The organism is Ignatzschineria larvae DSM 13226, assembly GCF_038500265.1.
GTDB classification, from domain to species: Bacteria; Pseudomonadota; Gammaproteobacteria; order Cardiobacteriales; family Wohlfahrtiimonadaceae; genus Ignatzschineria; species Ignatzschineria larvae.
The window spans coordinates 1,367,058-1,381,730 of the sequence record NZ_CP150637.1; the positions used below are offsets into that span (position 1 = coordinate 1,367,058).

12 protein-coding genes are annotated in these 14,673 nt (G+C 39.5%); 4 read left to right on the forward strand and 8 right to left on the reverse strand.

The features are described from left to right. Nucleotides 1–158: 158 nt before the first annotated feature. The 5 genes from asd to WMO13_RS05715 form a co-directional block, all read right to left on the reverse strand. Entirely contained in the window at nucleotides 159–1,298 is a 1,140-nt protein-coding gene (gene asd, locus WMO13_RS05695) for an aspartate-semialdehyde dehydrogenase (protein ID WP_026878983.1), read from the reverse strand. A 312-nt stretch (nucleotides 1,299–1,610) separates the two neighbouring features. Beyond that, nucleotides 1,611–2,678: a 3-isopropylmalate dehydrogenase gene (gene leuB, locus WMO13_RS05700; protein WP_026878982.1), complete on the reverse strand. Its 1,068-nt coding sequence runs from the start codon at nucleotides 2,676–2,678 to the stop codon at nucleotides 1,611–1,613. 475 nt (nucleotides 2,679–3,153) lie between these two features. Continuing rightward, nucleotides 3,154–4,356 carry a CynX/NimT family MFS transporter gene (locus WMO13_RS05705; protein WP_026878981.1) on the reverse strand — a complete coding sequence of 401 codons (1,203 nt, stop codon included), beginning with the start codon at nucleotides 4,354–4,356 and terminating at the stop codon, nucleotides 3,154–3,156. Nucleotides 4,357–4,460: 104 nt separating this feature from the next. Beyond that, complete coding sequence (dut, locus tag WMO13_RS05710; protein WP_026878980.1) at nucleotides 4,461–4,916, reverse strand: dUTP diphosphatase; 456 nt, start codon at nucleotides 4,914–4,916, stop codon at nucleotides 4,461–4,463. 422 nt (nucleotides 4,917–5,338) lie between these two features. After that, on the reverse strand, nucleotides 5,339–6,304 hold the full coding sequence (locus WMO13_RS05715; protein ID WP_026878979.1) for an NAD-dependent epimerase/dehydratase family protein: 966 nt from the start codon (nucleotides 6,302–6,304) through the stop codon (nucleotides 5,339–5,341). 402 nt (nucleotides 6,305–6,706) lie between these two features. Here WMO13_RS05715 and glmM point away from each other — a divergent pair, with 402 nt between their 5' ends. The 4 genes from glmM to WMO13_RS05735 all read left to right on the forward strand — a co-directional run bounded on the left by glmM (nucleotide 6,707) and on the right by WMO13_RS05735 (nucleotide 11,888). Further along, entirely contained in the window at nucleotides 6,707–8,032 is a 1,326-nt protein-coding gene (glmM, locus tag WMO13_RS05720) for a phosphoglucosamine mutase (RefSeq protein WP_034855751.1), read from the forward strand. 370 nt (nucleotides 8,033–8,402) lie between these two features. Then, a complete protein-coding gene (locus tag WMO13_RS05725; protein WP_026878978.1) occupies nucleotides 8,403–9,095 on the forward strand; it encodes a response regulator in 693 nt (230 codons plus the stop codon). A 184-nt stretch (nucleotides 9,096–9,279) separates the two neighbouring features. Then, nucleotides 9,280–10,569 (forward strand): phosphate regulon sensor histidine kinase PhoR, encoded by a 1,290-nt coding sequence (gene phoR / locus WMO13_RS05730; RefSeq protein WP_026878977.1) that lies wholly within the window; start codon nucleotides 9,280–9,282, stop codon nucleotides 10,567–10,569. Nucleotides 10,570–10,799: 230 nt separating this feature from the next. Next, nucleotides 10,800–11,888: an NADH:flavin oxidoreductase/NADH oxidase gene (locus tag WMO13_RS05735; RefSeq protein ID WP_026878976.1), complete on the forward strand. Its 1,089-nt coding sequence runs from the start codon at nucleotides 10,800–10,802 to the stop codon at nucleotides 11,886–11,888. A 188-nt stretch (nucleotides 11,889–12,076) separates the two neighbouring features. On the opposite strand, the gene WMO13_RS05740 is transcribed toward WMO13_RS05735, so the two are convergent. The 3 genes from WMO13_RS05740 to pstB all read right to left on the reverse strand — a co-directional run bounded on the left by WMO13_RS05740 (nucleotide 12,077) and on the right by pstB (nucleotide 14,532). Beyond that, entirely contained in the window at nucleotides 12,077–12,556 is a 480-nt protein-coding gene (locus tag WMO13_RS05740) for a hypothetical protein (RefSeq protein ID WP_026878975.1), read from the reverse strand. Nucleotides 12,557–12,781: 225 nt separating this feature from the next. Beyond that, nucleotides 12,782–13,510: a phosphate signaling complex protein PhoU gene (phoU, locus tag WMO13_RS05745; RefSeq protein ID WP_026878974.1), complete on the reverse strand. Its 729-nt coding sequence runs from the start codon at nucleotides 13,508–13,510 to the stop codon at nucleotides 12,782–12,784. A 167-nt stretch (nucleotides 13,511–13,677) separates the two neighbouring features. After that, nucleotides 13,678–14,532, reverse strand: a complete 855-nt coding sequence (gene pstB, locus WMO13_RS05750; RefSeq protein WP_084331483.1) for a phosphate ABC transporter ATP-binding protein PstB — start codon at nucleotides 14,530–14,532, stop codon at nucleotides 13,678–13,680. Nucleotides 14,533–14,673: the final 141 nt, after the last annotated feature.

Here is a 14,673-nt window from a genome sequence, read left to right on the forward strand (position 1 = left end):
ACTAAAACTAATCACCCCTAAAACCCAATTTAAAGGATTATTCTTATACAAAAGAAAAACGCTATTCCCTAAAAAATAGCGTTTCAAATTATCTTTTTTACACTTGATACTGATGCAGTCGGTAACTATTCATTACATTAATGTTTGAACAGTAACGATTACAGATCCGATTCTCTCTCTAAAAGAATATTGAGCATTCTGCGAAGCGGCTCTGCAGCACCCCATAGCAACTGATCGCCTACTGTAAATGCGTTTAGATACTCATTCCCCAAATTCATCTTACGTAAACGTCCGACAGGGATTGTCAGCGTGCCTGATGTTGCTGCTGGCGTTAACTCTTGCATTGTAATATCCCGATGATTTGGCACGACTTTCACCCAACGGTTGCTCTCTTTGATCATCGCTTCAATATCCGCCATCGGGATATCTTTGGTTAATTTCAGTGTTAAACCTTGAGAATGGCATCGCATTGCACCAACACGGACACAAGTCCCATCAATCGGAACTTGTCGTTCAAGTTGCAAGAGTTTATTACTCTCCGCCATCGCTTTCCACTCTTCCCGGCTCTGACCATTTTCTAATTCTGAATCGATCCAAGGAATTAAGCTCCCTGCCAATGGTACGCCAAAACGAGATTTTGGATAATGATCCATATCGAAAGAAGCGGTCACCCTCTGATCAATTTCAAGAATAGATTTGGCAGGGTTTTCTAGATCTGCCGCCACAAAACCATGAATCGCGCCCATTTGAGCTAAGAGCTCTTTCATATTTTGCGCCCCTGCCCCTGATGCCGACTGGTAAGTCATCGAAGTAGCCCACTCAACCAATCCCTCTTTAAAGAGTGAACCTAGCGCCATTAACATTAAGCTAACAGTACAGTTCCCGCCGATAAAATCTTTAACACCTTTTTCAAGGCTCTGATCAATAATATGTCGATTCACAGGATCAAGGATAATCATCGCGTGCTCTTTCATTCGAAGCGAAGAAGCGGCATCAATCCAGTAACCTTTCCAACCGCTATCCCGCAATGATTCAAAAACAGCCGCTGTATAATCTCCCCCTTGGCAACTGATAATAATATCCTGTGCCCGTAATGCTTCTAAATCATAGGCATCTGCAAGACCATTTTCCGTTGAAGCAGTGACACCATCGATTTCAATCGTAGGCGCTTCGCCCCCAGCATTTGATGTTGAAAAAAAAGTGGTATGGATGCCGGCAAAATCATTCTCAACAATCATTCGTTCCATTAATACAGAACCCACCATGCCACGCCAACCGACTAAACCCAATTTTTTCATGATTATCCTCTTTTTAAGACTGTTTATTATTTATTAAATTTATTCAATACCACAACTCATGACGACAGATACTGACACAAAAATGCTCAATATTCTCGTTTATGATGAATATTAAGCATTGTATAGTAATGTCGGTTCAAAATAAGCTTATTTAAATGCCGGCGTATCGGTTGTAATAAGTAAGGAAACCATTCTATCCGGCATCTTGCAAGTGTTGTTTAAAATCATTTTTCTTAAACCAAATTGACTATATCTTGTATCAACTATTCTAATCTTTGAATGTTCGACTTTAATACCGGCATTCAATCATGATTAACCTAAGGCCGCAATCACCGCATCGCCCATCTCTGAACAACTGACCACTTTTTCTGAAGCTGTCGCAATATCCTTAGTTCGATAACCTTGGCTTAATACTGATTTCACTGCGTTCTCTATTTCATCAGCAATATCGTTTCGATCAAAGGTATAACGGAACATCATCGCGACTGATAAAATAGTAGCTAATGGATTAGCAATATTTTGCCCTGCGATATCCGGTGCTGATCCATGAATGGGCTCATAAAGCCCTTTATTGTTTTCATCTAAAGAAGCTGATGGTAACATTCCGATTGAACCGGTTAACATAGATGCTTCATCTGAGAGGATATCCCCAAAGATATTACCGGTAAGCATGACATCAAATTGTTTCGGCGCACGCACCAATTGCATTGCGGCGTTATCGACCAACAAGTGAGTTAAAGTCACATCAGGGTACTCTGTGGCGACTTGCTTAACCACATCACGCCAGAGTTGTGTTGCTTCCAATACATTCATCTTATCGATTGAACAGAGTTGCTTATTACGCTTTTGTGCCGCTTGGAATGCCACATGTGCAATACGGCGAATCTCTGATTCCGAATAGATCATGGTATTAAAACCCACTAATTCCCCATTACGCTCTTCAATGCCACGAGGCTGCCCGAAGTAGATATCCCCGGTTAATTCACGAACGATTAAAATATCAAGCCCGGCAACTAATTCATCCTTTAAACTTGAAGCGTGTGCAAGCTCTTTAAATACTTGTGCAGGACGAAGATTCGCAAAGAGATTCAATTCCTTACGGATCGCCAATAAGCCTTGCTCAGGGCGAAGATCTCTCGGCAAACTATCATATTGTGGTCCACCTACTGAGCCTAAAAGAATGGCATCCGCAGCTTTGGCTTTCTCAGCAGTGACAGCGGGATAAGGGGCTCCATCTTTGTCTACTGCAATTCCACCAATATTGGCATAATCGAGTGCGATATTGAGCGAATGCTTTTTCGCAACTGTCGTTAATACCCGCTCCGCTTGCCCGACAATTTCAGGCCCAATACCATCTCCGGCTAAAACTAATATCTTCATCTTCCAATTCTCTTCTTTTAACTGATCTGTTTATCTATTTGTATTACCGCTGTTAATTTTTGTAACTAACAAGCGATAATTCCCGATGATTATTTTGTGATAAGCGTAATTACACATAAACTGATGAGGTAGAACAATATTGCTCTACAACGTTTCCCTTACTAATATGCCTCTAACGTCAACACAGATACAAGGGAAACTCTCTATTTATTGTAATTTATTGATCTAATAAGCTTAATCTTGTGGATTTTCGCTCATTAATCACAGCAATTGATGACCATTTTGTGGTAAGTAGTTTTCAATATACGAAAAAGGAATCTAAAATCATAGCGCTATTTGGTTAAATAATTCACATCCTCTGATTTATTTCCCTCTACTCTATCCTATTTTAGCTTTTTCCTCTGTATTGACTATTGTCAACAATCTACCCAACAACCTACTTGCCAACCAATCTCAATACCAAAATACTCACCGATTATTTCTCGATCCCCTTCTTACGGAAGAAGATACAGAACATCACAAAGAGTAAAAAGCCATTCAACATTCCCCCCCAATAGATAGCACTGTAACTGCCAGTTAAATCGTACAGTAATCCTAATAGCGTCGGAATAAAGGCTGCAAAACAGTAACCTCCGAAGAGCATCATAGCCGTCCAGCTTGCAACTGCATTACCATCATTGACCTCATTAAAAGGTAGTAGCATCGTAATTGCAAAGAGCCCAGAGCTAATCAAGATACCCAAAATGGCCACTGCTAAATAGACCAATATAAGAGAACTATTACCCAATAATAACAGTAACATCATCAGCATAATAAGTGTGATAGCCCCGATTGCCGTTGCTTTTAAACCAATACGAATCACAATCATAGGAATTAAGAAGCTGCCAACAATTCCATTGAGGATAAAAAGATTAAAGAGCATATTGGCATGAAAACTGTCAATCCCCTTTTCTCCTAGAAAAGGCAGTAACCAAGCCACGTTGGTATAAAAAAGTCCAGACTGTAAGCCAAAGCAAGCAACCAGCATCCAAGCGCGTGGTTTATTCCATGGCATTTTAGCCTTAGGGGCACTCATTTGGCCGCCATCTTCACTCTGTTTAAAGAGATAAAAAGCCGCCCAAATACCTGATACCAATAAAATAGGAACTGCCCAAACTTCAAGTGTGATCGCCCAATCCCAACCTAAATATTGATTTAAAAATGAGCTACTAAAAGAGCCTAATACCCCACTAATGCTAATCCCAAAGGTATAGAAAATCATGCCAACATTACTTTTATCCTTGAAATGTCGCTTCACGTAACCGGATAATAAAGGACCGGCAATCGCAATTCCAATGCCCATCAAAAAGGAAGAGAGAAAGAGCCAAGTCGTCGTATGAAAATAACTACGGGTAATAGTAGATAAACCAATTAAAAAGAGGCTAAGGGTAATCATGCGCTCCATTCCCAGCCGATTACTAAGTGGCGCTGCGAAGAGTGCAAAAACACCCATACAAATAATAGGAATCGTCACCAGAAAACTGACTACTGCACTAGATAAATCTAAATTATTGGCAATATCACTTAAAACGGGTCCCAAAGAGGTCAAAGTCACACGAAGCGAAGCAGCGGCTAGAAACACCAACCAAAAACAGGCTATCGGCACCATATAGGGCTTCGATCGGACGGACGAATGCATCTCATAACTCCTTTATTTTTATCTCTTAATTTCTACTTTTTATTGATTCTTTTGTAATGCGATTAGAATCAATGGATTCTAATATCGATGAATATCAATGCACATTAATGGCGCCCCGTATGACCAAAGCCCCCTTCGCCACGTTCGCTCTCTTCAAACTCTTCTACAAGATTTAATTGGGCTTGCATCACCGGTACAATAATAAGCTGCGCCATACGCTCACCTACTTTAAGCGTGAAATCTTCTTTGCCACGATTCCATAAGCAAACCATTAATTCACCCTGATAATCAGCATCAATCAAGCCCACTAAATTCCCCAAGACAATGCCATGCTTCACACCTAAACCCGAGCGTGGAAGCACCATGGCCGCATAGCGAGGATCTTTAAGATAGATGGCAATCCCTGTTTTTACGAAAAGGCTATCACCCGCTTTAATGATGGTATCTTCTGTAATCATTGCCCGTAGATCTAGCCCGGCTGAGCCTGCCGTTGCATAATTGGGTAGGGGAAACTCTTTCCCAATACGCGCATCTAAAATCTTAAAATCAACCTGTAACATCCTATTTTCTCCTAATTCGTTAATCCTATTCGCTTTTTACTTTTATTGCGCTTTTATTGCACTGTTAACGACTGTTTCAATAACCGCCCAATAATCCTTGTTGCAAAAAAGCAAGCTAATGAGATCTTTTCTTATTCGCTAGAGTATCTCACAAGCTTGCTCTTATCTTTGTGTAGAAAGTCATCAATTGTCGACATTTAAATATAAACTGTTCGACAACAACTAATACCTTATTGATCTATATAAAATTTTTAAAACATCTGAGCTAAATTTTAATTTTTTATCAATTCACTCTGATTATTTATATTTTTTATAATTATACGCTGATCACTGCCTCAGTTATCCATTGATAACCTCTATTCTACTTATATTTCTGATAGTTATAATCCTAGTGTAATAGTCCTAGAATAATAACTTTAGAACTATGACAATTTTGTTGAACGACGCGCATTCAAACGATCGTAATAATATTTGTCTAACACAGTTGTCGGCATCTCAAATTGACGTACTGATTCATAACTAGCCGGCGTTAATCCTAACACTGCAAAGTCATCACGCTTCGTTACTGAAGGTATTGCTGAGGTTTTAATCAAATTACGACTATAAGGGAATCGTGACATAAACCCTATAAAGAGCGCGATAAAACTTGCAAAACTATTAGGAAAACCGATAATAGTCCGTTTTTTCGGGGTAATCTCTTTTGCGACTTTCTGCGCAATCTCCTTGAGTGTGTATCTCTCTTTACCCGCTAATTCAAAGCGTGTCTGCTCATAATCGTTGGCCAAAATCTGTAATACTGCATCTAAAATATCATTCACAAATACCGGCTGTACCTCTGCTTTCGCCATAGGTAAAAAGAGAATCGGCATTGTACGAACCCATCGGGCAATATGATAGGTAAAGCGATCTTCATATCCCACCACAAGTGAAGGGGCAATCACCGCTAATTCTGTCGTATGATTTTTAGCTAAATCAATCAGCGCCGCCTCCCCTTCCCCTTTGGTAGAGAGGAATATGCCGGGGGCATCTTTACTTGCACCTAGTGCGCTGAAGTGAATCATCTTCTTCACACCCAAATCATTCGCAATTTCATAAATTTTAGTAGGATATGTCACATGTGCCTTAGTTGCGCGACGACGATTATTATCGAGCGTTCCTACAAGATTGATCACATAATCAGAACCAGCCATATGATGACGAATTAAAGCTTCATCTTCTAATTTACACTGATCAATAAATTCCACGTAGGAATAACATGAAGCATCATTTTGTACATTAGGATCTCGTGAAAATACGGTGACGCGATAGCCATTTTTGGCCAATGCCACACTCAAAAGAGAACCAATAAAGCCGGTGCCGCCGAAGATACTCACTTTTTTTCTATTCATCTCTGCTCCTGAATTAAAATAGCTACATAATTCTTTGAGTATAACAAATTCCCACTCATCATAGGACCTATTTTCATGATAAAAGATGAATATCATTATCAGCTATCACTATGAGATAGCACCAAGAGATATCCAATAGTGATAAATCTCGAATACACCTTGAATACATTGAATTCCTACTATAACTTCATACTACCTAATCTTGAGCCGTATCAAATAACCGATTCATATTTCTCTCTATTTGTGCAAAATAATCTCAAATAGTATAAAGATCTCTTTGATCCGTCATTGAATAGCGTAAAATGCCGACATTATAAATGTTTAAATATTTAAATAAATTCAGTAAATCTATAAACCACATATCACCCCCAAGAAAGTGATAGAAAATCATAAAAGGATTGAATGATGAGAAAATATTTTGGAACCGATGGAATTCGTTGTAAAGTCGGTGAATTCCCATTAACACCTGATTTTGCCCTCAAATTAGGGTTTTCTGCAGGTAAAGCTTTAGCGGAACAACATCCTAAAGCCACTGTCTTGATCGGAAAAGATACGCGTCTTTCTGGGGATATGTTTGAAACAGCCTTAGCAGCAGGATTAAACTATGCCGGCGTTGATGTTCTCCTTGCAGGTATTTTACCAACCCCCGGAATTGCCCATTTAGTGATTAAGCATCAATTTTCTGCCGGAATTGTTGTATCTGCTTCTCATAATCCCTTTTATGATAATGGCATTAAGTTTTTCAATGAAAAAGGGGAAAAACTCGATGATACGTTAGAATCGCATATCGAAGCATTGATTGATATGCCAATGACCATGCCAGACAATGGTTCTATTGGCAGAACACAATATTTTGTAGATGGTGTTGCTGAATATATCGATTTTTGCCGAGCTAGTGCCGATAATCTCGATCTTTCAGGATTAAACATTGTTCTCGATTGTGCCCATGGTGCCACCTATGAAGTAGCACCAACATTATTTAAACGATTAGGAGCCAATATTATTACTATCGGTACAGAACCTAACGGTACCAATATTAATGATCATGTGGGCTCAACTGCGCCGGCAACCTTAATCGAAACAGTATTAGCAAAGAAAGCAGATTGTGGTATCGCTTTTGATGGTGATGGTGATCGACTACTTATTGTCGATCATCAAGGCCGTCCGTTTGATGGTGATGATATCCTCTACCTCCTTGCGATTGCCAAAAAAGAGAAGCGCGTTGTGGGGACTATTATGAGCAATCTTGGTTTTGAACAAGCGCTCAAAAAAGCCGGCATTGAATTACTTCGCTCAAAAGTAGGTGACCGCTATGTTCTTGAGATGCTCAACGAAGAGAATCTCACGATTGGTGGCGAAAATTCAGGTCATATTCTCTGCTTAGATCAACATTCTACCGGCGATGGTATTATTGCTGCGCTCCAAGCATTGCTATTTAGCCAAAAACTCGGTAAAAGCTTTGCCGAAATTCGCGATGAGATCCCTAAGACTGTACAAGTCATGCATAATGTTCGTATTGAAAAAGGCGCACTTTGGGAAAGTGATGCACTCAAACAAGAGGTCGCCGTTATCGATACATTACTTGCCGGTAAAGGTCGTATCCTTATCCGCCCATCCGGAACCGAACCTGTAGTACGCATTATGGTGGAAAGTAGCGATCAAAATGAATGTGAGATCTATGTTGAACGCCTCAAAAAGGTGTTATTAGAAAATATGGTGCTTGCATAAATAATCCTAGCGTTATCTAGTGTGATTAAACAGGTCAAACATCATCGATTAACTCTTTTCCAAACTTGTAAATTATCATAAAGCCCCGGATCACTCTAGATGATTCCGGGGCTTTACTCTATCTAGTACTTTTTTAGTCTTTTGATTTCAATATTTACGACTCTTCATCAATAATTCCCAAAGAAGATCAACGAACATCAAAGAATGAAAATTAACCGACTCTATGACAAGAATATGACAAAATATCAGTCAAACACTAGTTTTGTTACACAATTGTCATAATTCAATTTTACACTTGAAGCCATCTATTACAGCTGTATGACAAAATCAGATGGCAATTGATAATCACGAAATATATGTTGAGAGCACTATGAAGAAAATTTTGATCGTTGAAGATGAACTTCCTATTTCAGAAATGATTGAACACTTTTTAACCAGCGAGGGATTCGATGTATCCCAAGCCTTCGATGGCCTTGAAGCGAAAGAGATTCTCAATTCTCAAAAGAAAATCGACCTCATCCTCCTCGATTGGATGCTTCCTAAGAAGTCCGGCATTGATCTCCTTAAAGAGCTCAAAGATAGCCGTAAAAATCGCCATATTCCTGTGATTATGCTCAGTGCCCGCGCAGAGTTAGAAGACAGATTAGAAGGTCTTGATTCTGGCGCAGATGATTATCTCCCGAAACCTTTTGCAATGAAAGAGCTCCTCTCTCGCGTTAATTCTTTAATTCGCCGTATTGAAGAGTATGTCCCTGAAGAGAATCAGATTATTGAAGTCTCCGGCATTGAGCTTGATATTGATGCACAGCGTATTGTCATCGGAGGTCAACCTTTGAATGTCAGTACCATTGAATTTCGCTTACTAGCTTTCTTTATGACTCACTTAGATCGGGTATATAGCCGAGGGAAATTACTTGACCACGTTTGGGGAATTGATAGCTATGTAGATGAACGAACTGTAGATGTGACAATCGGCCGTTTACGGAAGATTTTAGAACAGACAGGACACCATAAATTATTACAAACTGTTCGGGGCGAAGGCTATCGTTTTTCACCCTCATAACCAACTTTATAGTTAATATAAGTATCATTTCATACTAGATAACCAATCTCATATCGAGAATGATCAATTCCCCTTTATTTCAATCTGCCTATTAAATATTCATAATGATGATGATTCAAACATTTCCCATCGTTTTCCATTATCTTATAGGCAATATTTAATATTCATGAGGAAAGATGCTTACATGCTAGGCCATATCTCCATAAAACACTTTATTGTAGAACTGTTGCTCGCTGCATTACCGGCAATTCTGCTCTCATTTATTGTTGGACATCTTTTTCTTTGGCTATTTCTGGAAACTCTATTCCTCCTTATTTGGCATTATCGGCAAGCCTATCGACTCTCTCATTGGATTTGGGTGGATCATAATATCTATCCACCAGAAGGAAGAGGTGTTTGGCTGCGAATATTTCATGGTTTACGGCGTATGCGTCTAGACCAACGTAAAGAGCGAAATCAACTGCTAGAATTTATTAAGTATTTCCGTAAAGGTGCAGAATCAATGCCGGATGCAACCATTCTTTGTGATAAAGATGGCCGGTTAAACTGGTGTAACCCACAAGCAGAAGCGATGCTTAAACTCCGTTGGCCGCAAGATGAAGGGCAAAATATCTTTAACCTTATTCGTAAACCCGATATTGTCGAATACTTTAAAAAAGGAGATTTTGATCAACCATTCCTCTTAAAGCATGATCAACGAGAACTAGAATGTCGCTTTTACTATCCCTATATCGAAAATAACCTACTGATCATCGCTCGCGATATTACTGATCGTGAAATTGCCGAACGCACACGACAGATGTTCTTTGCCAATGTGAATCATGAATTACGCGTTCCCCTTACCGTCCTCAGAGGCTACGTTGAGATGCTTGAAAATAATCTCTCTGATGAAGAGAAAGAGAGTTTTGAAGGTAAAGCACTCTTACGAATGGAAGAGCAAATCGAGCGGTTACACGCGCTTGTCATTCAGCTAATGGCGCTCACTCGCTTAGAAACTGCGCCTAAAGAAGATCAATTTACCACCTTTAACTTTTCTGCCCTATTGACTTCAATCATTGAAGATTATCAACAAAATCATCCTGAAACACGCGCTTACATCACCAGCGACATCGCCCCTAATATCGAAATCTGGGGAAATTCAGAGCAATTACGGCAGGTCGTGAGCAACCTCTTCTATAACGCAATCGAGCATAATCCGTCTGAAACACCCATTCATCTATCTCTCAAACAGCAAAATAACAGAGTAGAATTCACCATTGAAGATCAAGGTGCAGGCATCCCTGCGATACACCTTCATAAGCTTACAGAGCGCTTCTACCGCGTAGATTCCTCCCGAAACCGCAACCAATCCGGCGGCAGCGGCTTAGGACTTGCCATCGTCAAACACGCCCTTAACAATCATAACAGTCAACTACAAGTCAGTAGTGAAGTAGGTAAAGGCTCAAAATTTGGGTTTGTATTGATAGGGGTTTAATCAGGCACTTAATAAGTAAATAATATGCCGGCTAATACTCCGGTAAAATATTTCACGATCATTTTACAAAAAACAATCAATGTTGACATCTATAGCGCTACCATAAAGCATTCATTAACATTTTGATATAGATCTATTTTTACAGTCTTTTTTACCATTTTATTTAGTAACTAGTCACTAATAAAAAATAGTGCGATTGTGATAGATGATATCTAATAGAGGTCAATATTATGAGTCAACTATTTTCACCTTATCAACTAGGGGCTTTGCAACTTGAAAACCGTCTCGTAATTCCACCAATGTGTCAATATGCAGCGATAGAAGGTATTCCTTCTGCTTGGCATTCAATGCACTATGGCTCTTTAGCACAATCAGGGGCTTCTCTCTTAATTGTGGAAGCGACTGCGGTATTACCCGAAGGTAGAATCTCTTCTGCTGATTTAGGGATTTGGAATGATGAACAGGAAGCTGGATTTAAATCGTTGCTATCAGAAATCAAAGAGTATTCTCCTATTAAAATGGGAATCCAGTTAGCCCATGCAGACCGAAAAGCCTCGACCGATATTCCTTGGAAAACAGATCGACAATTATCGATTGCCGAAGGTGGCTGGCAAACTGTCGCACCTTCTGCTCTACCCTTTAATATCGATGATGCGACTCCAAAGGCATTAACAGAGGCTGAAATTGCTGACCGCGTTGAAGGTTTTGTTGAAGCAGCTCTTCGCTCGGAACGTGCTGGATTTGAATTATTAGAACTTCATGCTGCACATGGTTATCTATTACATGAATTCCTCTCTCCGCTTTCCAATCAACGTACAGATCGTTATGGCGGCAGTTTTGAAAACCGTATTCGTTTTCTTATGGAAGTCTTTACTGCTATACGGGAGAAAGTATCCCCTAAAGTCGCTGTCGGTGTGCGTATCTCTGCAACCGATTGGGTCGATGGCGGTTGGAATTTAGAAGAATCGATTGAATTAACTCGACAATTAAAAGCAAAAGGGGCTGATTTTATCCATGTCTCCACCGGTGCTCTCTCATTAGAACAACAAATCCCCGTCAAACCACTCTATCAAGTACCTTTTGCTGAAGCGATTAAACAAAAAACTGACCTTACCACAATTGCCGTTGGTTTAATTACTACAGCACAAGAAGCAGAATCAGTGATTGCCGAGAAGAGAGCAGATCTTGTTGCCATTGGCCGAGGAATGTTACTCAATCCACGTTGGGGTTGGATTGCAGCCCATCAGTTAGGAGAAGAGGTCGTTACAAACCCTCGATATAATGCGATTCATTCAATATTGCGTCATTCAGCAGATTAGACTCAATGACTGATTGATCATCGATAACTGATGGCTTTACCCCCAAAATAGATGGCATATTGTGAATTACGATTAAATACTACAATATGCCATTTTTGTAACTGCTTTCCTCTATATTGATATCCACAGTATCTACTTAATCTAAGCCAATATCAATGAGATACCTATACGCTTAAGAACAACATCTTTTACTCTTCAAGTAGATCTAAAAAAAGATCCTCATCTAAATATCGAACATAATCAATGAGTCCTGATGAAACCTTCGGATCTTCTAACAATCCCTCCATTGCAATTTCCCCTAATACTGTAAAACCAAGTTCAATACCAGATTCTGCATCATCTGTTTGTATTAATTTTTGAAATGGCTGCCGGCAATCTTGGGTTAAAAGTCGTGTGACTAATCTCGCTAAACGCTGGTCCATAATATCTCGTTTATAGGGAGGAATCGCGGCAAGTTCATTGAGCGCAGGATGTAAGGACATTGCACCGTAAATCCATTGTACAAGTTCTAAACGATCTATTGAAGAAGTTTTCTTGATTAAGCAAATGGCAAAATCTTGAGACTCTTTGCTCTGCTGAGTTTGCGCCATTGCCGGCATACTCAATAATGTTAAGCCTGTGAGAGCTGTTGCCAATACAATGGATTTCATCATTAATGGAATACGCATATTTTAGATTTCTCTCTATCGATACAGGATAAAAACTTTTAAGATTTGGTTCATAATTATATTTTGATCATAACAAATACTGTAGTAATTCCCTAATAAACAACACACTTAACTTTACTATTTCTCTTATCCATTGAATTCATCAAAGAGTTATCAAAAATAGACAATAAGCCATAAAAAAACCTCAGCTAAAAAACTGAGGTTTAAATTTATCCACTGAAATTTTTACAACGCTTTCTTATCTCGATTTTCCAGTAATGCTTCTAAACGTGCATTCTTCTGAACGCGAATATCAACACCTTTGACGAAGTAGATAATAAATTCACAAATATTTTGGCAACGATCCCCAATGCGCTCTAAAGAACGGGCACACTGCATTGCACTTAGTACCGAGGGAATCGTGCGACCATCTTCCATCATATAGGTCATTAATTGACGAATAACATTATCATATTCCCCATCAATGCGATCATCTTCAGGATAGATATCTAATACCGCTTCAAAGTCCATACGCGCAAAGGCATCGAGTACTTTCTCAAAGAAACGTAAACTGCGATTAGCCAAAGATTCAAGCGACACTAGGATCGAAGCATGATTTTCAGGTAGCGGTGTAAATGCCATTTTGGCGATATTACGCGCACTATCGGCGATACGCTCAAGTTCGGCAATTGTTTTGATAATCACAATCAAAAGGCGAAGATCACTTGCGGTGGGCTGGCGTTTAGCAATGATCATAATGCAGAGCTCATTAATCTCTACTTCTAATTCATTAATCACTTCATCCCGGGCAATAATCTCTTTCGCAAGTACTTCATCTTGCGTAATCATCGCTTTAATAGAATCTTGGATTTGACGCTCAGTCAATCCGCCCATCTCTAATACTTTGCTCATTGAGCGCTCAAGCTCTGCATTAAATTGTGCAGAGATATGGCTATTAAAATCTAATTTTTTCATTTCGTTACCTACGAACCCATAAAATTGGGAAAATCACCAAAATCGATCCTATTTAATTGAGCATCCTCATTTTGGCGATCTTCAATCATTGTGTGCCTTTATTACGATCGGTTGTATCCCGATCTAGTCGCTTCTCAAGTATTTCTTAATAATGCCTTAAAAATACCTTAACCATAACGACCTGTAATATAATCTTCTGTCTGCTTATGATTCGGTTTCGTGAAAATAGTATCAGTATCATCAAACTCAATCAGGTCACCAAGATACATAAAGGCGGTTTTATCTGAACAACGAGCCGCTTGTTGCATATTATGGGTTACCATCACAATGGTATAATCTTCTTTTAATTCAAAGATTAACTCTTCAATTTTCCCCGTTGAAATCGGGTCAAGTGCCGAACAAGGCTCATCCATTAGCAAAATTTCAGGACGAATCGCAATTGCACGTGCAATACTCAAACGCTGCTGCTGACCGCCGGAAAGATTCGTTCCTTGATCGTGTAATTTATCTTTGGTTTCACTCCAAAGCGCCGCTTTCGTCAATGCCCACTCTACCCGCGCATCCATATCTGCCCGAGAAAGATTTTCAAAGAGTTTGACACCAAAGGCAATATTGTCATAAATGGTCATCGGAAATGGCGTAGGCTTCTGAAAAACCATCCCAACATTCGCTCTTAATAGCGCCACATCTTGCTTACTTGTTAAGATATTTTCATCATTAATCAGAATCTCCCCTTCGGCACGTTGCTCTGGATAGAGTTCAAACATTTTGTTAAATGTGCGAAGAAGGGTTGATTTACCACAACCTGAAGGACCAATAAATGCGGTTACTTGGTTCTCTGGAATATCTAGCGTAATATTATGTAACGCGTGAAATTTTTGGTAATAGAAATTCAAATTACGCACACTGATCTTGGCAGCATGTTCTTTCTTCTCTACCGTCGCTTTATTGCTTGCCGCTATAAATGGATCGTGCGCAGCATTATCAATGTGATCGGCATTGGTTTTATTATCTAAATTCATTCTACTATTCCTACTAGAGTTTGAGTATCCTCTCGCGACATTCGAGGGAATAAGCGGTTTTAGTGTAAACAATCAATATGACAGAATGATGACAAAACAAGCATCTTATCTCTATCAAAACTCTTCTCTTCTGCCATCTTG